Origin of the sequence: Mucilaginibacter litoreus (assembly GCF_042676805.1) — a bacterium.
Taxonomy (GTDB): Bacteria; Bacteroidota; Bacteroidia; order Sphingobacteriales; family Sphingobacteriaceae; genus Mucilaginibacter; species Mucilaginibacter litoreus.
In genome coordinates, this window is record NZ_JBHTHZ010000005.1 from 566,969 (window position 1) to 590,049 (window position 23,081).

18 protein-coding genes are annotated in these 23,081 nt (G+C 42.4%); 12 read left to right on the plus strand and 6 right to left on the minus strand.

What is annotated here, in order from left to right:
* The first annotated feature begins 245 nt into the window (after positions 1–245).
* The 3 genes from ACFQZX_RS10610 (at position 246) to ACFQZX_RS10620 (ending at position 4,403) form a co-directional block, all read left to right on the plus strand.
* Positions 246–1,742 carry an MFS transporter gene (locus tag ACFQZX_RS10610; protein ID WP_377114832.1) on the plus strand — a complete coding sequence of 499 codons (1,497 nt, stop codon included), beginning with the start codon at positions 246–248 and terminating at the stop codon, positions 1,740–1,742.
* 157 nt (positions 1,743–1,899) lie between these two features.
* A complete protein-coding gene (locus ACFQZX_RS10615) occupies positions 1,900–2,889 on the plus strand; it encodes an SDR family oxidoreductase (protein WP_377114835.1) in 990 nt (329 codons plus the stop codon).
* Between the two features lie 209 nt (positions 2,890–3,098).
* Positions 3,099–4,403, plus strand: a complete 1,305-nt coding sequence (locus tag ACFQZX_RS10620) for a PQQ-dependent sugar dehydrogenase (protein ID WP_377114837.1) — start codon at positions 3,099–3,101, stop codon at positions 4,401–4,403.
* 63 nt (positions 4,404–4,466) lie between these two features.
* On the opposite strand, the gene argS is transcribed toward ACFQZX_RS10620, so the two are convergent.
* A complete protein-coding gene (gene argS / locus ACFQZX_RS10625; RefSeq protein WP_377114840.1) occupies positions 4,467–6,233 on the minus strand; it encodes an arginine--tRNA ligase in 1,767 nt (588 codons plus the stop codon).
* A 171-nt stretch (positions 6,234–6,404) separates the two neighbouring features.
* On the opposite strand from argS, the gene ACFQZX_RS10630 reads away from it, so the two are divergent.
* From ACFQZX_RS10630 to ACFQZX_RS10670, 9 genes are all read left to right on the plus strand, one after another.
* Positions 6,405–7,847 (plus strand): arginine deiminase family protein, encoded by a 1,443-nt coding sequence (locus ACFQZX_RS10630; RefSeq protein WP_377114843.1) that lies wholly within the window; start codon positions 6,405–6,407, stop codon positions 7,845–7,847.
* Between the two features lie 80 nt (positions 7,848–7,927).
* Entirely contained in the window at positions 7,928–8,854 is a 927-nt protein-coding gene (ctlX, locus tag ACFQZX_RS10635) for a citrulline utilization hydrolase CtlX (RefSeq protein ID WP_377114846.1), read from the plus strand.
* A 112-nt stretch (positions 8,855–8,966) separates the two neighbouring features.
* Positions 8,967–10,361 (plus strand): arginine decarboxylase, encoded by a 1,395-nt coding sequence (locus tag ACFQZX_RS10640; protein ID WP_377114848.1) that lies wholly within the window; start codon positions 8,967–8,969, stop codon positions 10,359–10,361.
* A gap of 402 nt (positions 10,362–10,763) precedes the next feature.
* Positions 10,764–12,857 carry a HEPN domain-containing protein gene (locus tag ACFQZX_RS10645; RefSeq protein WP_377114850.1) on the plus strand — a complete coding sequence of 698 codons (2,094 nt, stop codon included), beginning with the start codon at positions 10,764–10,766 and terminating at the stop codon, positions 12,855–12,857.
* Positions 12,854–13,639 carry a uroporphyrinogen-III C-methyltransferase gene (gene cobA / locus ACFQZX_RS10650; RefSeq protein ID WP_377114852.1) on the plus strand — a complete coding sequence of 262 codons (786 nt, stop codon included), beginning with the start codon at positions 12,854–12,856 and terminating at the stop codon, positions 13,637–13,639. The genes ACFQZX_RS10645 and cobA overlap by 4 nt, the downstream gene beginning before the upstream one ends.
* Entirely contained in the window at positions 13,617–15,122 is a 1,506-nt protein-coding gene (locus tag ACFQZX_RS10655) for a TSUP family transporter (protein ID WP_377114854.1), read from the plus strand. The genes cobA and ACFQZX_RS10655 overlap by 23 nt, the downstream gene beginning before the upstream one ends.
* 2 nt (positions 15,123–15,124) lie before the next feature.
* Positions 15,125–15,844 carry a phosphoadenylyl-sulfate reductase gene (locus ACFQZX_RS10660; RefSeq protein WP_377114856.1) on the plus strand — a complete coding sequence of 240 codons (720 nt, stop codon included), beginning with the start codon at positions 15,125–15,127 and terminating at the stop codon, positions 15,842–15,844.
* Positions 15,841–16,746: a sulfate adenylyltransferase subunit CysD gene (gene cysD, locus ACFQZX_RS10665; protein ID WP_377114858.1), complete on the plus strand. Its 906-nt coding sequence runs from the start codon at positions 15,841–15,843 to the stop codon at positions 16,744–16,746. The genes ACFQZX_RS10660 and cysD overlap by 4 nt, the downstream gene beginning before the upstream one ends.
* Before the next feature lie 79 nt (positions 16,747–16,825).
* The gene (locus ACFQZX_RS10670) at positions 16,826–18,076 is read left to right on the plus strand and encodes a sulfate adenylyltransferase subunit 1 (protein WP_377114860.1); all 1,251 of its coding nucleotides are present in this window, start codon (positions 16,826–16,828) and stop codon (positions 18,074–18,076) included.
* A 69-nt stretch (positions 18,077–18,145) separates the two neighbouring features.
* On the opposite strand, the gene ACFQZX_RS10675 is transcribed toward ACFQZX_RS10670, so the two are convergent.
* The 5 genes from ACFQZX_RS10675 to ACFQZX_RS10695 all read right to left on the minus strand — a co-directional run bounded on the left by ACFQZX_RS10675 (position 18,146) and on the right by ACFQZX_RS10695 (position 23,031).
* Complete coding sequence (locus tag ACFQZX_RS10675) at positions 18,146–18,385, minus strand: DUF3820 family protein (protein ID WP_377114862.1); 240 nt, start codon at positions 18,383–18,385, stop codon at positions 18,146–18,148.
* A 21-nt stretch (positions 18,386–18,406) separates the two neighbouring features.
* The gene (locus ACFQZX_RS10680) at positions 18,407–19,327 is read right to left on the minus strand and encodes an MBL fold metallo-hydrolase (RefSeq protein WP_377114864.1); all 921 of its coding nucleotides are present in this window, start codon (positions 19,325–19,327) and stop codon (positions 18,407–18,409) included.
* A gap of 81 nt (positions 19,328–19,408) precedes the next feature.
* Positions 19,409–19,885 (minus strand): DUF4920 domain-containing protein, encoded by a 477-nt coding sequence (locus ACFQZX_RS10685; protein ID WP_377114866.1) that lies wholly within the window; start codon positions 19,883–19,885, stop codon positions 19,409–19,411.
* Between the two features lie 35 nt (positions 19,886–19,920).
* Positions 19,921–22,299 (minus strand): GAF domain-containing protein, encoded by a 2,379-nt coding sequence (locus ACFQZX_RS10690; RefSeq protein WP_377114868.1) that lies wholly within the window; start codon positions 22,297–22,299, stop codon positions 19,921–19,923.
* Between the two features lie 117 nt (positions 22,300–22,416).
* Positions 22,417–23,031, minus strand: a complete 615-nt coding sequence (locus tag ACFQZX_RS10695) for a phosphatase PAP2 family protein (RefSeq protein WP_377114871.1) — start codon at positions 23,029–23,031, stop codon at positions 22,417–22,419.
* Between the last annotated feature and the right edge of the window lie 50 nt (positions 23,032–23,081).

Below are 23,081 nucleotides of genomic sequence, written 5' to 3' on the forward strand. Positions count from 1 at the left end.
CTTTCTTCCTCATTATGAGGAAGCGATTACTGCATTTTTCCACACTCCTGAGGTAATTTCAATCATCCACCTTTTTTAACTTTCAATTAATTTACTGTAAATCAATTGTTTATATCTCCCTATATCCATACGTAGCACTTGGTAGTAAATTTGCCTGTTATAACACACAGGTTAACAACCTGTTCCCTATTAATTAACTATTTATTAAATGCAAAACCCGGTTACCCGTTTGCGGGTACTTTATTATGAATTTACATCCGTCCGAACAGATCACAAACAGCCAGTTAAACTCGGGCCTTAAACTGGTTATTGCCGATGGCTTATCGGCAGAAGCAATGGTAGTTTTTACCAGCGGTACATTTTTAACCGCGATGGCCATTCACATGGGTGCTACAAATTTTCAGCTTGGTTTATTTGCCGCCCTGCCCACATTCACTACTATATTTCAGCTGGCCTCCATCTGGCTTGTACAAAAGTGGAACAACCGTAAAGTAATTACATCAGCATTTAACCTGCTGGCGAGGCTGCCGCTTATAGCAATAGGCCTGATGCCTTTGTTATTTACCGGTACCACCACCATACAGGTGCTGTTGGTACTGCTTTTTTTTCAGCACATATTTGGCGACATTGCGGGCGCCAGTTGGAACTCCTGGATGAAAGATCTAATTCCTGGCGAGCGGCTTGGCAGCTTTTTTAGCAGGCGCAGCCGTATGGCGCAAACGCTTAATGTTACGCTTAGCCTTGCAACGGCAATGGGGATAGATTATGTTAAAGCGCACTACCCTGCCCATGAAATTACTGCTTACACTACCCTATTTTTAGCAGGCGGCGTATTGGGTATGCTCAGTGTGTTCTTATTATTGCGCACCCCCGAGCCAAAGCCAACACCTATGAATGATAAGGTGCTTAAGCTTTTTGGCCGCTCGTTAAAGGATAAAAATTTCAGGAATTTACTGGCCTTTAACTCGCTATGGGCTTTCGCACTTAACCTGGCCACCCCGTTTTTTGCTGTATTCATGCTAAAAACCATTGGGTTACCTTTGTCTTACGTTATTGGTCTGGGTATTATAAGCCAGTTAAGCAGTATTGCATTTATTAAAATTTGGGGTAACTATTCAGACAGGTTTAGTAATAAAACAATAATTAATATTTGCGCCCCTTTATATATAACCTATATCCTGGCATTTGCCTTCACCGCACTGCCATCGTCTAAATTAATTACATTGGCTGTTTTGGTAGCTATACACATAGTGAGTGGCTTATCTACAGCAGGCATTAACCTTGCGCTTAGTAATATTGGCATTAAACTCGCACCAAAAAAAGAGGCTATCGTTTATATTTCGGCTAAAAACATGTTTGTCGCATTTTCTTCGACCATTGCACCGATGGTTGGCGGCTTACTGGCAGATTTTTTTGCAAATCATCACTTATTATACGATGTAAGTGTTGCCGGATCAAGCGTAAAACTTGTTGACCTGCAAGGTTGGAACTACTTTTTTATTATAGGTGGCGTACTGGCTATTGCTTCATTAAAACTTTTGAAAAGAGTAAGTGAACAAGGCGAAACTCATAAAAGAAAAGTAAGGATGCACATGCGCGCCGCATTACGCAATAAACTTCGTAAAAACCTTGGTCGCGAAGTTACTGATAACCTTTACGCCCCATCTATAGCGGTAAGCCGCAAAGTAGTAGGCATGCTTGGGCAAAAAACACCGCATGGCAGGTTCAGGCAATCTGCATAATAATAAACCATCATAACCTCTTACTTTGACGCTCCGAATATAACCGGGGCGTTTTTTGTTGCTGATTTTTTTAATTAACTCTTTAAAACTTATAATCTCGCATTTGGTTTATATTTTAAACTATAAAGAAACTTTAGCAATGAATAACGAGAATAAAATGAGCAGACGCACTGTAATAACAGGCCTCGGCGCAGGATTGGCTGCGGCTGCTGTGACCCCTGTGCTTGGCGCAACGGAAGCACCGGCGCAAAATAATTTTGAAGCCGTTGGGCTTGAAGACCCTACGTCCAAATATCCGAAACCGCCTTTTAACGGCCAATCTCAGCCCTGGCCTGGCCTGGCTTCGAAAATGGATCCGAGGCCCGACCATGGTGAAAAAAGCTATAAAGGATCTGGACGCCTGGCAGGCCGCAAGGCATTGATCACAGGGGGCGACTCGGGTATGGGGCGCGCAGCCGCCATCGCTTATGCCCGTGAAGGAGCAGATGTTGCCATTAATTATTATCCTACCGAAGAGCCGGATGCTAAGGAAGTGGTGGAATTGATAAAAGCTGCCGGGCGTAAAGCCGTAGCCATACCCGGCGACCTGCGCGACGAGGCATTTTGTAAAAAGATGGTTGATGAAGCTGTAAAGCAGTTAGGTGGACTGGATATTTTGGTTAATAATGCAGCCAGGCAACAAACAAAGCCATCTGTGTTGGACATCACTTCAGAAGATTTTGATGCTACCATGAAAACCAATATATATGCTCCATTTTGGACCATCAAGGCTGCTTTGCCACATTTGCAACCTGGTTCAGTAATTATTGGTACAACTTCAGAACAGGCATACGACCCATCGTCAGATTTATACGATTATGCCCAAACCAAGGCTGCTACTATGAACTATGTAAAATCTTTAGCCAAGCAACTGGGGCCTAAAGGTATTAGGGTAAATGGCGTTGCACCCGGGCCCATATGGACACCATTACAGGTTAGCGGCGGCGCTACACAGGAAAAGCTGAAACAATTTGGTGGCGCAACTCCGCTGGGCCGCCCCGGGCAACCTGTGGAACTTGCATCCATATATGTACAATTGGCTGCCAACGATGGTAGTTATGCTACAGGCCAAATCTACGGATCATCCGGTGGTGGCGGTCAGCCCTAAAAATAAACAGATGGTTAACTTAACGGCCATGAAGTCAACTTATAGCTTCATGGCCGTTTGTTTTATAAAGTTGTAACTGTCTTTAGTAAAATAACATGTCAGAAGCAATACTTTATATAAAACAGATTTCTTTAAAAGCTGTATATAATTTAACTTGGTTACCAATACCGCTTGGCTAAAGCGGTTACATTCTGCTAAAACTCACAACAATGAAAAAACAATTTAATCTTACCTTACCGGTATTGGCTGTTGCAGGGGCACTGCTATTTAACGCGTGTAACAGCAACGGCACAAAAAGTACAACAGACACACTGACTCAGGACACCTCTAAAACTACAGAAACGTCCGCAGGAATTGCCGTTCCGGAAGGGTTTACAGCTACAGTAATTGCCCAAGACCTGGGAGGAACACGCCATATAGCGGTATCGCCTAAAGGGCTTATATATGTTAAGTTGGGCAAACCAAAAGATGGAAAAGGCATCCTGGTTTTACAGGAAAGCAATGGCAAGGCTGAAGTAAAAAGCGGGTTTGGTGACTATGGCGGTACCGGCATATTTATTAAAAATGGATACCTGTATGCTTCCTCAAACGAAGAAATTTTCCGGTATAAACTAAATGCTAACGACGAAGTGGTTGATCCGACAAAACCAGAGAAGATAGTAACCGGATTAATAGACCGCCATCAACACGAATCAAAATCAATAGTGCTTGATGACGCCGGCAACCTTTATGTAAATATTGGCGCTTACTCCAACTCATGCCAGATAAAAGATCGGGAAAAGGGATCTTTGGGACAAAAAGGCTGCCCTATATTAGATTCGGCAGGAGGTATCTGGCAGTTTAAGGCTGATAAACTTAATCAGACTTATAAAGACGGTGTGAGATATGCTACCGGCCTGCGTAATGTGGTTGGTTTAGACTGGAATAAAGAGGATAACAAGTTATTTGTTATGCAGCATGGCCGCGATGGTTTGCACGATTTGTTTCCTGACATGTATACTGTGCAACAACAGGCCGAGCTACCGGCTGAATGTATGTATGCCTTAAATAAAGGAGATAATGCAGGCTGGCCTTACATCTACTACGACCATCAGCAAAACAAGAAGATTGTAGCACCTGAGTATGGCGGTGATGGCAAAAAAGAAGGCGATAGCAAGTTTATTAATCCTGTAGCTGCTTACCCTGGTCACTTAGCCCCTAACGGCTTGTTGTTTTACACAGCAGCTCAGTTTCCTGAAAAGTATAAAAATGGCGCATTTATCGCCTTCCATGGTTCATGGAACCGCGCGCCTGAGCCTCAGGCTGGTTATTATGTAGTATTCCAGGCGTTTAAAGGTGGCAATCCGGATGGTGAAGGTGTAGTATTTGCCGATGGTTTCTCCGGCTCGCCTGAAAATACCGCCAAAGGCGCTGCTGAGCACCGGCCTTGTGGACTGGCACAAGGCCCTGATGGTTCACTTTACGTAACCGACGACTCAAAAGGGTTTATTTATAAAATAAGTTACACCAAGTAATACATAGTTATACAATAAAAAATGCCTCTACTTTTACAGTAGAGGCATTTTTATTACTTTGGCTTACATACGTTCAGGGACATCAATGCCCAACAGCTTCATTCCTTTGCTTATAACTTTAGCAGTAGCGGCCGATAATTGTAAGCGAAACTGCTTCAGTCCCTCACTTTCAGCCTGCATGATCGACTTTTCGTGATAAAATTTATTATATAGCTTAGCCAGTTCATAAATGTAATTAGCTATTACCGCCGGGCTATGATTAGCTGCCGCATCTGTTATAGTTTCCGGGAATTTAGTTAAGCTGACGATCAGGTCGCGCTCAACAGCGTCAACTTCTGTTATGTTAACAGTTGCCGTGCCCGTATAACCGGCCCTGCTTAACACAGATTTTATACGGGCATGAGTATATTGTATGAAAGGCCCGGTATGCCCCTGAAAATCCACCGATTCATTCGGGTCAAACAGCAAGCGCTTTTTAGGATCAACCTTCAGCAAAAAGTATTTCAAAGCCCCCATCCCTATGGTATGGTAAAGCGTTGTCCTTTCTTCATCAGACAAACCTTCTACCTTCCCCATAGCCTCTGTTTGCTGTTTGGCAGTATCAAACATATCAGCCATCAGGTCGTCGGCATCAACCACAGTGCCCTCGCGTGATTTCATTTTACCCGATGGCAAATCAACCATACCGTACGACAGGTGATATAGACCCTTCGCCCAGCTTTTACCCAGCTTTTCCAGAATTAGGAACAACACTTTGAAGTGATAATCCTGTTCGTTCCCTACCACGTAAATGGATTCGTCCATGTGGTAGTCGTTGTATTTAAGTTGCGCTGTACCAAGGTCCTGGGTGATATAAACTGATGTACCATCGGAGCGCAGAACCAGTTTTTGATCAAGGCCATCTTCAGTAAGGTCAATCCATACAGACCCATCATCCTTTTTAAAAAATACGCCTTTTTCAAGCCCCTCTTCAACTATATCCTTACCTAAAAGGTAAGTATTGCTTTCGTAATAATATTTATCAAAGCTAACGCCTAAAGCCTTATAAGTTTCGGCAAAACCATCGTAAACCCAGCCGTTCATGGTTTTCCAAAGGCTGATAACTTCCTCGTCGCCGGCTTCCCATTTCTGCAGCATTTCCTGCGCTTGCTTGATTAGCGGCGCGTTCTTTTTAGCTTCATCCTCAGTTTGGCCTTCTTCTATCAGCTCTGTTATCTGTTGTTTGTATGCTTTGTCAAACCAAACGTAATATTTACCTGCCAGATGGTCGCCTTTTAAGCCTGAGCTTTGCGGCGTTTCGCCATTCCCAAATTGCTGCCAGGCCAGCATGCTTTTACAGATATGTATACCGCGGTCATTAACCAGGTTAGCTTTAACCACCTCATAACCAGCCGCAGCTAATATCTCTGCTAATGAAAACCCTAACAAATTGTTGCGGATATGTCCAAGATGCAAAGGCTTATTGGTATTAGGAGACGAATACTCTACCATTACCTTCTTACCATTGGGTTTTACAGTAGCGAAATCATCGGTTAATATTTCATTATTGAGTTTTTCGAGCCAGTAATCATCTGCTATGGATATATTAAGGAAGCCCTTTATCACGTTAAAAGAAGCAATTTCTTTAACATTGTTTCTAATATACTCGCCTATCTCGTTGCCGGTTTGTTCAGGACCTTTGCGCGAAACCTTGGTGAACGGAAAAGTCACCACAGTAATCTGCCCTTCAAATTCCTTACGGGTTTCCTGCAGGTTTACATCCTTAGCCGTAATATTAGTTTGGTATAAATCTTTTACGGCTTTTACAACAGCCTCAATAATAAAATCCATCGCGCAAAAATAGCTATTTAGTCCGAAAGTCAGTGAGAAGGAAAGTCCGGAAGTCATAATATTAACTTGTAACGTCAATATTCATACAACAACTTTAGGACGATTCAACGACTTCCAGACTTTCTGACTTACCGACTAAATTCCATAACTTTGTTATCGACATAACCTTTTATGCTACCTGAAAATAACGACTTCAAAATTGATGTAACATCAGAAATTGGTAACCTGCGTACATTATTGATACATAGCCCCGACAGCGGCTTGGGTAAGGTAGTACCATCAAAAGCCCAGGACTGGCTTTTTGAAGATATAGTACACTTGGATACCATGCGGCGTAAAGAGTACGACTATTACATTAAGCTGTTAATGTACTTTCTTGATCCTGCTAAAATAAAGGGTCGTTTAAGCGAAATTGACAGCGCCGCAAGTAACAGGGTCTTTTTTAAACCTGATAATCCGGCTTTTCACAACTCCAATAAAGTGGTGGAAATCCAAACGCTTTTGAGCGATATTTTAGAGCAGCCTGATATCCGCAAAAAGCTTGCAGCATCGGTTTGTGCGATAGAGAACTGTACCTACAAATTACAGCAGCAGTTAATCAATACAGATCCTGTTAAGTTGGCCAAAATATTCATTTCAGGTTCGCTGGATGATGATACTATGATCTTTGCCCCTATCCCAAACATGATATTTACAAGGGATATTGGTATCGCTATCAATAACCACATGCTGCTTAACAAACCTGCTAAAAAGGCGCGTGCACGGGAGACACTGTTAGTAAGGTATATTTTTTTCAATCATCCCCTATTTGCCGCTTACCGGGATAACATCCTGGAGATACCCGATACTGTACAGCACTTTTTGCGCCCGGGCGAAGATCAGGAAGAAAAAACAACACTTGAGGGTGGCGATGTGATGATGGTTAGTCCACAGCATTTGCTGATAGGTTGCAGCGAGCGGACGTCCGTAAGTGGCGCGAACGAGGCCATCAAACTTTTGTTCGATAACAACGTAGTAAGCAAGGTAACCATCATAAAAATACCGCATAAGCGGGACTACATGCACATAGACACCGTTTTTACGCAGGTGAAGCGCGATACATGGGTGCTGTTGCATTCACTTTCTATTGCCGAACCCGCACAGGCGGAAGATGAGCCCATAAGCTGGTTTGCAGATAAAAAAAATAAGGACAAGCCGGAGATCGTTCAGTTTGAAAGGGGCAAAAAACCACAAACCTTTGAAAGCCTTGAGGCATTGCTGACTGATGTCAGTAAAAATGATCTGGGGTGTACCGGTGAAGTAAAGTTCATTTATTCCGGTAATAATGAGTTTCCGTTTGATGCCCGCGAACAATGGACCGACAGTTGTAACCTGCTGGCCCTTAAAGAAGGCGTAGTATTAGGTTATGACCGCAACAACAAAACTGTTGAGGCTTTTAAAAAGAATGGATTTAAAACTTTGAACGTAAAAAGCGTTCTTCAGAAATTTGAAAACGATGAACTTGACCCGCAAACCATGAAAGATACGCTGATACTGATGCCATCTGCAGAACTTTCACGTGCCCGGGGGGGCTTTCATTGTATGAGCATGCCGCTGATGAGAGATAATATTTAATAATGGTTCATTAGGTCATTGAGTCATTGACCTGATGATAATATTGAATAATGACTCAATGACAGCGAAGCAAATACCCCATGAGTACTCAAAGCACCTCCAACATATTAATGATCCGCCCGGTCGCGTTTGGCTACAATGCCCAAACTGCCGAAAGCAATGCCTTTCAGATACGCGGGGAAGACCAATTGGCCGTACAGCAAAAAGCTGTGGAAGAATTTGATGGTTTTGTACAAGTACTGCGCGATAATGGTGTAAATGTAACCGTGATAAATGATACCATAGATCCACATACTCCTGACTCCATTTTCCCGAACAATTGGGTATCTTTTCATGATAATGGCGATATCTTTCTTTACCCTATGCAAGCCCAAAACCGAAGATTGGAACGCAGGGAGGATATTATCCGCCAACTGGAAGAAAATTTTGTGGCTAACCATGTGATTGATTTAAGTCGCTTCGAGCTAAAAAATCAATTTCTGGAAGGTACCGGCAGTATGGTACTCGACAGGGAAAACAAAATCGCTTATGCCTGCCTTTCTCCACGGACTAATCCTGAAGTGTTGAAAGCCTTTTGTGATTATACCGGTTATACGGCCGTTACCTTTAACGCTTTCGACCTAAACGGACATGCTATTTATCATACTAATGTGCTGATGGCAATTGGAAGTAAATTTGCAATTATCTGCCTGAATAGCATCAGCGATGCACAAGAGAAAAGTCATATAGTTGATTCACTGCAAGCTACCGGCAAGGAGGTGATTGCGATTAATTTTGACCAGATGAACCACTTTGCCGGCAACATGCTGGAGGTAAAAAATAAGGCAGGTGAAACCTTGATCGTGATGTCGCAAACGGCCTATCACTCATTAACTGACGTACAGAAGGCTATTCTTGGAAAATACGGTAAACTGATTTATGCTGATATCAGCACTATTGAAAGCAATGGTGGTGGAAGCGCCAGGTGCATGATGGCTGAGGTGCATTTGGAGTTGAAAGATTATTGATAATTAAAGTAACATTGCGCTTTTAAACAAATTACATTCCTACTATAATTATACCCCAACTTTTTAGGAAATAATCCGTTAAAAAATTACATTTTTGCCAAAATTTTAAAGAATGCAGAGTTACCAGGAATTTCTTGACCTTAGCGTTGGTTTTCCACAGGAAGGTTTCGAGATAATAGAGGACGAATTATACTTTCACGACCTGAATTTAATGGAGATGATTGAAACGTACGGTACTCCGCTACGTTTTACCTATCTGCCGTTAGTCAGCAAAAAAATACAGCAGGCTAAACTTTTGTTTCAGCAGGCTATTATAAAAAACAATTACCGGGGAACTTATAAGTATTGTTACTGTACAAAAAGCTCACACTTTAAACACATCGTTGAAGAGGCGTTGCGTAACGATATTCACCTGGAAACCTCATCGGCTTTTGATATGCCTATGGTTGATGCGCTTGAAAAGAAAGGTGCAGTAACAAAGGATATCACCGTTATATGTAATGGGTTTAAAACTTTCCAATACAAGCAGTATATTATTGATATGCTGCATGATGGTTTTAAGAACATCGTTCCGGTACTGGATAATAAGGAAGAATTCAACCTGTACGACGATGAGATTGAGATGGACACCCCATGTAATCTGGGCATTCGTATCGCATCTGAAGAGCAGCCAAATTCGCAATTCTATACATCTCGTTTAGGCGTACGTATGGAGGATGTGATAGATTTTTATCACAGCAAAATTGAGCAAAACCCAAACTTTCAGGTTAAGTTGTTACACTTCTTTATCAATTCTGGCATATCAGATACGCCGTATTACTGGAATGAACTGGAAAAATATGTAACGCTTTACTGCAAGTTCAAGAAGGTTAACCCTGCTTTGGACACATTAGATATTGGCGGGGGTATGCCATTTAAAGACTCGTTGGTGTTTGATTTTGACTACGAATACATGATCAATGAGATTGTGAGCCGTATCAAAGAAATTTGCGCCGAGAATGATACCATTGAACCGGATATTATTACCGAATTTGGTAAATACACCGTTGCAGAAGCGTCAGGCATATTATATAAAGTACTTGGCCGTAAACAACAAAACGACCGTGAAAAGTGGTTAATGCTTGATGGTTCATTTATCACCAACCTGCCCGATGTTTGGGCGCTTAACCAAAAGTACATTTTGTTACCTATTAACAACTGGGATAGTGAATATGAACGTGTAAACCTTGGAGGCATCACTTGCGACGGGCAGGATTATTACAACCAGGAGGCACACATGAACAGCGTTTTTATGCCTAAAACACGTAAAGTGCAATACCTGGGCTTTTTTAACACCGGAGCTTACCAGGAAGTGCTAAGCGGATACGGGGGTATACACCACTGCCTGCTGCCATCACCAAAGCACGTGATCATTCGCCGCAATCGTGATGAAACATTCAACTTCGAGGTTTTTGGCGAAGAGCAGAACAGCAAACAGGTATTAAAGATCTTAGGTTATACAACCTGATAATAATAATACAAACAGGTACAAGCACCCCTTAAAGCGGTGCTTTTTTTTGATATCATTGGAGCTATTTAATTTGCCTGTAATCAGTTTCAAATTTACATACGCCATCATTCTCTAATGTAGCTTAGCTCTCCTGTTTGACTATATATAACCAGAACTTGTTGGATTGTTCTTGACAAATATGATTCACAATTATTTTAAATTAAATTCTACTATTTCGGTATACTATATATATATTTGGTGCTTTATAATGAAATTAATACAATTTACATATCACACCACCCAATATAACTGCTGTATGCGGTATAAAAACTCGTGGCTGTAACCGTGTAGATATAAATATCCGCCTCTTCAGCCGCTGCAGAAGAGGCTTTTTTTTGGAGAAAACTAATACGTACCGATATGCAAAGCTTCAGGACGGAACTGGAGAACCCCGTAGTAGAGCAGGATATAATTGACCTGGAACTAAAAATACGCGCCTTTCGTGAAGGGAAAATACATGATGAAAAATTCAGAAGCCTGCGTTTAGCACGCGGTGTTTATGGCCAGCGCCAGCCGGGTGTACAAATGGTGCGTATAAAACTGCCATTTGGTAAGGTTACTTTTAAGCAGCTATTAAAAATTGCCGACATAGCCGATGAGTACGGAAGCGGCAACCTGCACCTTACCACCCGCCAGGACATTCAAATACATTACGTAAGCCTTGACCGTACTCCTCAGTTGTGGGCGGAGCTTGAGCGCGATGATATTACCCTTCGTGAGGCATGCGGTAATACGGTAAGAAATGTCACCTCCTCGCCTATCGCCGGTATTGATCCACAGGAACCTTTTGATGTGTCGCCCTATGCCCATGCTACGTTTGAATATTTTTTGCGTAATCCTATCTGCCAGGAAATGGGACGCAAGTTCAAAATAGCTTTTTCGTCCAGCGATGCAGATACGGCATTTTCTTATATACATGATTTAGGCTTTATACCAAAAATAAATGCTAACAGAGAACGAGGATTTAAAGTAAACTTAGGTGGCGGGCTTGGTGCGCAACCACTGCTGGCAAGCATTGTAGAAGAATTTTTGCCCGAGGATCAATTGATTCCCTATATCGAGGCTATCATACGTGTATTTGACCGTTATGGCGAACGTAATAATCGCAATAAGGCCCGTTTAAAATACCTGATACAAAAAATAGGTTTGGAGGAGGTGCTGCGCCTTGCTAAAGAAGAGCGTTTGGCCCTAAAGGTTAAAACTTACCCTATTAATCGGGATGGAGTACCGCAACCGGTAATCCCTGAAACGATTAGCCCACAAGCCGCAACTATAGATAATCCCCTTCGTTACGAACAATGGTTAGCCACCAACGTATTCGAGCAAAAGCAACAGGGTTTTTACGGCGTGTACATAAAAGTACCCGTTGGGGATATTCATACACCTGTAGCCCGCAAATTAGTTGAAGCCATTCGCCCGTATGTGGCTGACGAGATACGCATCACTCAAAATCAGGGATTGCTATTAAAATTCGTTCGCAAGGAAAATCTTGAAGCATTATATACCGGTCTACACGATTTAGACCTTGCAGCACCTGGTTTTGATAGTGTTGCTGATGTTACCACCTGTCCCGGTACAGATACCTGTAACCTGGGTATCAGCAATAGCATGACCATGGCTAAGGTGCTGGAAGATGTAATATATAATGAATATGAGGATTTTATATTTAACCGCGAGATCAAGATAAAAATCAGCGGTTGCATGAATAGCTGTGGGCAGCATGGGCTTGCTCATATCGGCTTTCACGGCAGCTCATTAAAGGCTGGTACAAAAGTGCTTCCCTCAGTACAGGTAATGCTTGGCGGTGGTACAGTTGGCGATGGCGTTGGCCGTGCAGCTGAGCGTGTAATAAAAGTACCATCTAAAAGAGCGACAGACGTATTGCGTAAGCTATTGGATGATTACAAGACTCAATCTATAAAAGATGAAACCTATCATAACTATTACGACAGACAGGGCAAAGACTACTTTTATCGCCTGCTGAAGCCACTGGCTGATCTGAATACGCTTACTGACGATGAGTTTGTAGATTGGGGTCACCAGGAAACCTTTGCTACTGCTATTGGCGTAGGCGAATGCGCGGGAGTGATAATTGACCTTGTTGCTACCCTGCTTTATGAAGCTGAAGAAAAACTTGGCTGGGCTAATGGCGCTTACCAAAAAGGCTTATGGGCCGACGCCATTTATCACTCATACAACACCTTTGTTAGTGCAGCTAAAGCTTTATTGCTTGATAAAGGCATCAATGCCAGCACCCAGGCAGGTGTAATTAAAGAATTTGATAACAACTATGTAGTAACCGGTGAGGTGATACTTGAAGGCACATTTAATGATTTGGTGCTGCAAATAAATAAAAATGAACCTTCTGAAGAATTTGCTGCCAATTACAAACAACAGGCTACACAATTTTTAGAAGCAGTTAAATTAAAAAGAGAGGCCCTATTGCAATCATGATAGCAAATAACAAAACTAATACAGAACCGCGCATAACGCTTGTTGGCGCCGGCCCGGGTGATGCCGAATTGATCACCCTGAAAGGCATTAAGGCGCTGCAAACTGCAGACGTAGTTTTATACGATGCTTTAGTGAACGAGGAGTTGCTTGATCTGGCGCCTGATAACGCTACTAAAATATATGTAGGCAAGCGCTCGGGCGATCACTCGTTTTCACAGGATAATATTAACAGGCTGATGGTTGATTACGCGTTGAACTATGGCCATGTAGTGCGCCTTAAAGGCGGTGATCCTTTTGTATTTGGCCGCGGACACGAGGAACTTGAGTTTGCAGCCCGCTATGATATATCTACGCAAATAGTTCCGGGTATTTCCAGTTCTATTGGCGTGCCAGGCTTACAGGGCATTCCTGTTACTCATCGTGGCCTTAGCGAAAGCTTTTGGGTTATTACAGGCACTACCAGCGACGGAAAAATATCTGCCGACCTATACACCGCCGCCAAAACCAATGCTACGGTTGTGGTGCTGATGGGTATTCACAAGCTGGAAAAAATAACAGAGATATTTAAAGCTGAAGGCAAGGGGGCGCTACCTGTAGCCGTTATTCAAAGCGGAACTACGGTTAACGAAAAAGTCGCTGTAGGTACCGCAAATACCATTGTAAATATAACTAACGAGCAGCAAATATCTTCGCCTGCACTGATAGTGCTTGGTGAAGTTGTTTCGTTGCATCCTCAATATCAGCTGGTAAAAGAAGTATATGACGTTGTTGCCCGGGGATAAAAGTTTAACGGCTCGTCCGCAGCAAAAGCCACAAGGAAACCTGCTGTTTCCGGTGTTTTTAAAGCTGGAGAACCTGCATACCGTACTGGTGGGGGCGGGTAAAGTTGGTTTGGAAAAGCTGACTGCCCTGTTGCTTAACAGCCCGGCTGCTGCCATTACTATTATTTCAAGGGAAGTGTTGCCGCAGGTGAGCGATTTGGCTGCCAGGCATCCGGCTGTAAATGTCGTGGAAAAGCTTTTTGAAGATGCCGATCTGAACAACGCCGACATTGTTATAGCTGCTACAGATGATAGCGAACTTAACAGATATATTCGCCAATCGGCACATGACCGCAAACTGCTTATCAACGTTGCGGATAAACCCGAACTTTGTGATTTTTATTTAGGTTCGATAGTACAGAAAGGCGACCTGAAGCTGGCAATATCCACTAACGGTAAATCGCCAACTATTGCCAAACGCCTTCGTGAAGTATTGACAGAAGCTTTGCCTGAGGAACTGGATACTACCCTGCAGCAAATGCATGATATTCGCAACAATCTTTCCGGCGATTTCACGCATAAAGTAAAAGAGCTTAACCGGGTAACGGCCATACTGCTCGGCCCTAAGAAAGCGCCAAGCAACAAAAATTTAAAATTGATTGTATGGGCTACGTTTGTAGCCTTCCTGGCCGTTACTATCACCGCCTTGTGGCTAAAAGACCCGGCATTTAAAAACTATGTAGAAAACATCCCGACAATGTTTTACTACTTTTTAGGCGCCGGATTTTTGTTTGCTTTAATTGATGGTGCCATAGGTATGTCATACGGTGTAACATCAACTACTTTCTCACTTTCTATGGGCATCCCTCCTGCTTCGGCAAGTATGGGCGTGCACCTTTCAGAGATCATGAGCAATGGTATTGCCGGATGGATGCATTACCGCATGGGTAACGTTAACTGGAAGCTATTTAAGCTATTGCTGCTTCCGGGTATAATTGGCGCAATAACAGGCGCATACATTTTGTCATCGTTAGAGCATTATGCCATGTACACCAAGCCAATAGTTTCTCTTTATACGTTGATATTAGGTATCGTGATCTTTACTAAAGCTATCAACCTGAAAAAGAAACGCACTAAAGGGAAGATACAACGAATATCGTTGCTGGGCTTAGGCGGCGGTTTTATAGATGCTGTTGGTGGTGGTGGCTGGGGGTCAATCGTACTGTCCACCTTAATTGCGGGGGGCCGGCATCCAAGGTTTTCATTAGGCACAGTAAAATTGTCGCGCTTTTTTATAGCATTGATGGGGTCTCTTACTTTCATCACCATGCTGAATAGCTCCCACTGGGACGCAGTGGCCGGCCTGGTGATTGGCAGCGCCCTGGCATCGCCGGTGGCAGCCAGGATATCAAATAAAATATCTGTAAAGACCATTATGGTTGCGGTATCTGTAATTGTTATCCTGATAAGCCTGCGCAGCATATTTAATTTTTTAACAAAATAAAAGTGGCAGATCTTTCTTACATATCGCAGTTGCTTAAGGATAAGGATCCGGTAGACGCATTACAGGCATTGGCAGGGCTTTTTCCAGGCGAAATTGTATTTTCTACAAGTTTTGGCTGGGAAGACCAGGTGATATCACATATGATATTCGCTAATAACATCCCCATAAAAGTTTTCACATTAGAAACAGGCAGGCTTTTCCCAGAAACTTACTACGTATGGAACCGCACTATGGAAATGTACAGCCAGCCCATTTACGCTTACTATCCTGAAAATAATAAATTGGAAGCCATGGTTAATGCTAAAGGACCCAACAGCTTCTATGAATCGGTTGCTAATCGTAAGGAATGCTGCGGCATCCGTAAGATAGAGCCTTTACATCGTGCGTTAAAAGGAAATCAATGCTGGATAACCGGTATACGTGCTGAGCAATCGCCCAACCGCGAGGATATGAGTAACCTGGAATGGGATGAAGTCAATCAGATCATCAAGTTCCACCCCATCTTCAATTGGACGCTTGATGATGTAAAAGCCTATATCAAACTACACAATATACCCTACAATACATTGCATGATAGGGGCTTTCCAAGCATTGGCTGCCAGCCATGTACCAGAGCTGTACAACCTGGCGAAGATTTTAGAGCTGGCCGCTGGTGGTGGGAAGACCAAAGCAAAAAAGAGTGCGGTTTGCATGCAGTGACTTTAAATGATTTAAAAGAATGAGTAATTACCGGTTAGACTATTTAGACGAATTAGAAGCAGAAGCCATATACATTCTGCGTGAAGTAGCCGGGCAGTTTGAAAAACCTGCATTGCTGTTTTCGGGTGGTAAAGATTCTATTACCATTGTACATCTGGCATTAAAAGCATTTCGTCCGGGTAAATTTCCTTTCCCTTTAGTGCATATCGATACCGGGCACAATTTTCAGGAAACTATTCAATACCGGGATGAGATGATTACCCGCATTGGCGAAAAGCTGATTATTGGACATGTGCAGGATAGCATTAACGAGGGCAAAGTGATTGAGCAAAAAGGCAAAAATGCCAGCCGTAACGCGTTGCAAACTGTAACTCTACTTGATACCATTGCCAAACATGGCTTTGATGCCTGTATTGGTGGCGCCCGCAGGGATGAGGAAAAAGCCCGTGCCAAGGAACGTATATTCTCGGTACGTGATGAATTTGGCCAATGGGACCCAAAACGCCAACGCCCGGAGCTTTGGAACATTTATAATGGGAAAATACACAAAGGCGAGAATGTTCGGGTATTCCCGATAAGTAACTGGACGGAACTGGACGTATGGAATTATATCCGCCGGGAAAATATTCCGCTGCCTACCATTTACTTTGCGCACCAACGTGATTGTATAACCCGCAATGGCCAACTGATGGCAGCATCGCCATTCCTGAATATGGATGATGAAGATGTGGTAGTCCGTAAAAATGTACGTTTCCGCACTGTGGGTGATATGACCTGTACAGCCGCCGTTGAATCATACGCTTTTGAAATAGATGATATCATTGATGAAATTGCATCATCCAAGATAAGCGAACGTGGCGCCCGAATGGACGATAAAGTGAGCGAGGCGGCTATGGAAGATCGGAAAAAAGGAGGATATTTTTAACTCATACAGCTATCCGTTTCAGGAAGCTAAACAGGGGTTATCAATTAAAAATTTTAAATCTGAAATCTAACATCCAACAATGGATATACTAAAATTTATAACAGCAGGAAGTGTTGATGATGGCAAAAGCACATTGATAGGCCGCCTGCTTTATGATAGCGATGCTATATTGGCCGACCAGATGGAAGCCTTACATGCATCAAACCGCAAAAATGACGATGGCACCATTGACCTGGCTATTCTGACAGACGGGCTTAAGGCTGAGCGCGAACAGGGCATCACCATTGATGTGGCTTATAAATACTTTGAGACGAACAAGCGTAAATTTATCATTGCCGACGCGCCGGGGCATATTCAATACACGCGTAACATGGTTACAGGTGCCAGCAATGCTGGCTTAGCCATTATACTGATTGATGCGCGCAAGGGTGTGGTTGAGCAAACCACCCGTCACTCCTTCCTGGTATCGCTGTTGCAGATACCGCAGGTTGTGGTAGCCATTAACAAAATGGATATGGTTGACTACAGCGAAGATGTTTTTAAACAAATCGTGGCCGACTACAAAAAACTTGCAGCAAAGGTTAACATCAGCGATGTAACTTTTATACCTGTAAGTGCTTTGAAGGGTGACAACATTGTTTATCAGTCTGAAAAAATGAGCTGGTATTTAGGCGATAGCCTGCTGGAGCACCTTGAAAATGTAGAGCTAAAAATTGACGACGCGTCTTTACATGCCCGCCTGCCGGTGCAATGGGTTGTACGCCCTCAAACAGATGAACTACACGATTATCGGGGATATGCAGGCCGTGTATGCAGCGGAGCATTTAAGGTGAACGACAAGGTGACTGTTTTGCCATCAGGCTTTAACTCTACCATCTCAAAAATTGAGATGTATGATAAAGAGCCGCAGGAGGCCTTGGCAGGCATGTCCGTAACGGTGCATCTTCAGGACAATATTGATGTCAGTCGAGGGGATATTATTGTAAGCAGTGCAGGCCAGCCGCAACTAAGCAGCGTTATTGAGGCTGATCTTTGCTGGATGGATACCCGCCCGATGGATACGTCGTTGACTTACCTTGTACAGCATAATACCAAAACGGTGCGATGCAAAATAAGGGAGGTGCTTTATAAGGTAAATATCAACACACTTGAAAAAGACTTCGACGAAGATTTTAAGCTGAATGACATTGGCCGTGTGGTGATCAAAACTGCTGAGCCGCTTGCTTTTGATGCATACCAGGATAACAAAGCGAATGGCGGCGCTATCATTATAGATAGCCGGACCAACGTAACGGTAGGTGCGTTAATGTTGCGCCAGTCGGTAGAATAGCAGATTAATTATTTATAAGTGATACCCCATGAAAGTTGCATCTTTCATGGGTTTATTGTTTCAACAGCTTTACCTTTTACCGTATCGCGTTTTAATCTCTCGTAATATCTTGTCCACACCGTTTGTTTTGATCTCATAAACGGTACTTAGCATCATACCAAGCTTCCCTTGTGGAAAGCCTTTTTTATACATCCATTCCAGGTAGCTAATCGGCACATCGCAAAGCAGGTAATCCTTATATTTACCAAAAGGCATTCGGGTATTCACAATATCTACTAATATCTGCGGGTTGGGTGTAAGGTCTTCCACGCAGTAAATGTAGCACAATGTTTACCACAATTTACGCACAATTAAAAATCCGGCAAGCATGCCTGCTAAAGCAATACCGGCTTTACGTTTTGCACTGGCATGGTAGGGAGGTATATACCTAACCCCATCCTCGTCAGCTATCGCGCTATGCCCTACATAGCGGCCTTCTTGAGGCACTGCTATGCTTTCAAAACGGTTTGCCAGCAAATTCAATTCTGTTGAAAGCTCACGACCACGCATTACCGGCCCGTGCCCCGTAGCTGCAATACGAGGCTGTAACGATGCCAGCTTACGCACCGATCGTGCTGCAGCTATCCAATCTGTAGTAATGTATTTTGGCGGGCCGCTTAATTTCTTGACATAGCTTAGCGCATAAAAGGCGGACTCTGCAGGTATAGTAGTAAAAGCATCACCTGCAATTAATGTGGTGTTAAGCGGAAAAAAAAGTGAAATATGCCCGGGTGTATGCCCTGGGGTGTGTATAATTTTCCACTCAGGTAATTCAGGTATACCTTCGTAAAGATCAATCTCTCTTAAATTGCGGCTTACATTAATTGGTTTTATGGGCCACATCCATGATATGAGCGACATGAACCCTCCCCCTACTTCAGGATCGGCGGGCGGGTATGAAGACCGGCTGGTAAGATATGGCATTTCAAGGTGATGAGCATAAACCGGTACATCCCAATACCTTAACAATTCCTGTAAGGAACCGGAGTGATCAGAATGGCCATGCGTCAAAACAATAGCAGCAGGCTTTGTTCCGGGGCCAAAAAGCTGCTCGGCCATGTTTATGATCTTTTTTGCAGATCCTTTAACACCTGTATCAACAAGTACCCAACCTTTGCCGGCACCCCTCCGGTTGGCAACCATGTATATGTTTACGAAGTATATACGCAGCCCCCAAACGCCCTGCGCCACCTGAAAATATTTAGATGTCATTATATTAAGTTAACTTAATTGGTTATTGAATAAGTTAACCAATATAAAAATATGTTATATTGTTTGGGGTGATAAGAATTTTTAATTTACTACCAGTACTCCATCAGCCATTATACCTATATCACGTTTAGGTTCTTTTATCTGAGCTATTTCTTCCTTGCTTTTACCGGCATCGGCAGCGTAATGCCTTAAACGCTCCACAGAAGTTTCTTTTACCTTGGCTTTACCTTCAACCACGACAGTTTTGCCCACAATATTTTGTGGCATAAAGTAAGCATACTCTGTAAACTGAACCATTATAGGTGTACCGTTGGCTTGCTCCAGCTTCATGAAACAACCTTTCTTTTTGCAAACCTCAACTACTTTACCTGTAATTTTTCCGTTGTAAACTGAATCATTACTTAGGGTTTTATTAAGCGCTTCGGTATTCAGCGCATTATCGGCGGTAACGTTTTTACCGTAGGTTACACCCGGTGCAGCAGGTGTTATATTACTTTGGGCGAATGAATACTTTGCAACGCCCAGGCAAATAGCTATAGTAAGAATGAGTTTTTTCATGGCTTATTGAATTTTAATATTTAGTACTTAACATATTACAAACTAAATGTCGCGTTCTGCTTTGTTAATTCCTGGTAAGTAAAAAAATTACGAACAGGCAGGCTTGTATTATAACGTATCCTCACACGCAATGCTTTTAAACCCGATACGGCCTGGAGGTCTTCAACCTCAAGCATTTCTATTTCATCCTCTAATAACTTGTTACTTTGTAAAAAACGTATGTAATTAAGGTATTCAACCTCTTCTTCATGATTGGAGTATACAATGGTAATTTTACCAATAGCTGTAAGCCGCTCACTGGTATTTTTAATAAAGGCCTTATCAATACGTTTTTTTACGATCTCAAACCGGGCATTGTAACTGCCGTCCACATCAAAACGCTTTTCGTCCATCCGGAAACGGATAGACATTGGCTGATTAAAAACCAGTATCAGCGAGGTAACATTTAATGGATATGGCAAAGTATCTTTAAAATAATGATGTTCCAGTTCCATCTGGCACATAACCTGTAACTGCCACAGCCTCAAATTATAAAGATAAGTGTTATTATATTTTTTGGCCGGTGCAATTGACGCGCCGACATACATGTTGTGCTCAACGCCATCTGTTTTAAACCGCTCGTAATAATGCGGAAACATAGCTTGCGCCTCTGTTTGTGCCCGGTCAAGCAGCATTGCCATTTTTTCGTTTATTAAACCAACTGTATTTTCATACTTACGACGGTTATGATGAAAATCTCCGGTTTTACCCGCCTGCAGAAAATAATTATCAATATTTTTCTTTTGCGCTACAGGCTGTAGTGCATAAACGTCTTTCAACAACGGATGTATGTGTGTTTCAAGATAAGCCTGTATAAATTGCTCAGTATCGGCTTTTAAGGCACTCTGTACATCCATAACCAATTCCTGCAGGTTATGTACGTTTTGTTTGATGTCACTTTCGTTCGATTGCGGCTGAAGTTGTTCAACTATAGGAATCAGCGCCGTAAGTTGCGCCTGTAAGTCGAGCTGAACACTATAGTTACGCGTTTCCGATGATCCTTTTATATCTATCTGCCCATATAAAGGGTATACATCGGTAAATGTGATCTCCTTTAATAAGTAATCACGCTTTTGAGCATTATATTTAATAAATTTTATAGCTTCCTTCCTGAACTTCCAGTAAACGCTTGGGTGGATGGTAGTATATTCATTTTGTATAAGCGCCTGTATGCGGCTTTGCATAAAGCTGTACTGCCTTTCAATAGTATCTGTTATGTACGGCATTACAATTTCCAGTTGATTGGCATTGATGCTGTTAAGATCACCCACCCTGGGAGACACCAGTTCAATTATTCCCAGCAAATGCCCGTTCTTAACAACAGGCGCAAATATCATACTGTAAATACCCTGATCAAGAAAACGCTGCGCCATCAAATTTTCAGGATCGCTTTGCAAAAACTTGGGTACATCTGATATAGCAAGATATACTTTGTCCTCAACAAGTTTTGGCATGGATTTCATACAGATGGACTCAAAACATTCTTCCTCAACCCCATTAGGCAGCAAATAACTTTTTAATTGAGGATTAAAAGTAGCCAGTGTAAAAGTGTTTTCGGCCTCATTAAACGAAGTGAAACCAATATTAAGATCGGGTATCTTATAAATAGAACGAAATACTTCTAATATCTTGTTTTTAAGATCATCGCCGTAATCTGCGCCTAACAATGTACCTTTCAAAGCCGATACCGCATTTTCGACAGTGGCATCGTATAGGTTTACAATGGCAAACCCTTTAAGTATCCAGCTATTTTCCGGGAAATATTTTTTCCAAAGCTCCAGGTCGTTAAAGTTATCTCGTAATAATTCAATATCGGCCTGTGTAATTTCCGGAGCAATTGCTGTGGGCACCAACTCCATAAAATCCGCATTGTAAAGAATACGGTAATGTTTCATGATGCCCTGTTTGTTAGGTATATCATAAAACAACGGTCTGGAAAAATTAAAATTGGTACCGTAATGCTCGTTAAGGATAATGCAACAGGTGTTAATGTAAACCTGGTGATCGTTAAAATCCCTTATATTAATATCAAAATTTGGGCCTGCTTCTTCTAAAATACCCTGCAAACGTTTTGTAGGGTTAAGCAGCACATCCTGGAAAGGAATAGTAATGGCCTTTATTTCGTTATAAGTAAGTATCTCCGGGAAAATGTCAGCTAAAAGATCCTTAATAAGCGTTGCATTTGATTCTATTGCAGATATATCAGTTGTACCCTCACGCAGTTCCGGAAATGGTTCCAGTTCCATAAGTAACTGCCGGGCTCTTTTTGCCTGTAATCCTTCGCCTGCAGATGCTACCCTTTCAAGGTGTTCTATCACCATATGAAAAGAAAGTCGCATTTGTAATGGGCTGCTGCTATATTGTTTAAGATCCATGGCTTTATGAGATGCCGTTGCTAAAAAATCAAAAATACGTAATATACTTATTACAGCTATCTTAATATTATCTTTTTGACGATAATAAGATGAAAATCAGGGAATATTAACGTTAATTTATTTTTTTAACGGTTGTAATAAAAGAGCTGTACCTGTACCCAGTATGGCACCGGCCGTAACATCTGTTGGGTAATGTACGCCAAGATACATACGCGAATAACTGACAGAACCAGCCCACAGCATAGACGGCGCTATCACGTACCACTTAGGATAAGCATTTGATAAAGCCATAGCTGTTGAAAAAGAAGATGTAGCATGCCCAGAGGGAAACGAAGAACTGCTTGCCCGGTATACTGGCACAATTTTAATATTTTTTTCAAATGGCCTTGGCCGCCTTACAATGTGCTTTATCAGTAACATCATCCCGTAAGATATAGCGGTGCTGCTAGCTATATACAACGAATTTTGACGCATTTGCTTATCGTTACTGATGATGCCGCCAATAAGCAATCCGGCAGGTACCCCAACGTCCACATATTTATAACTGCGTGATAAAAATAACATCACATCTGTTTGTGCAGGTGTACGGCTTGCAGCCAGATCAAGCATAATTCTGTCATCAAACTGTTGAATTTGCGACTGTCCATAAACCCTTGTGCCAAACAACGTCAATATAAACATCTGTACAGCAACAATTAACAAGTAAAGATATTTATTACCGGGGTGCTTCATTAAACAGATACCTGATTATTAATTTTTATATTTTTACCAAAGTAAATAAT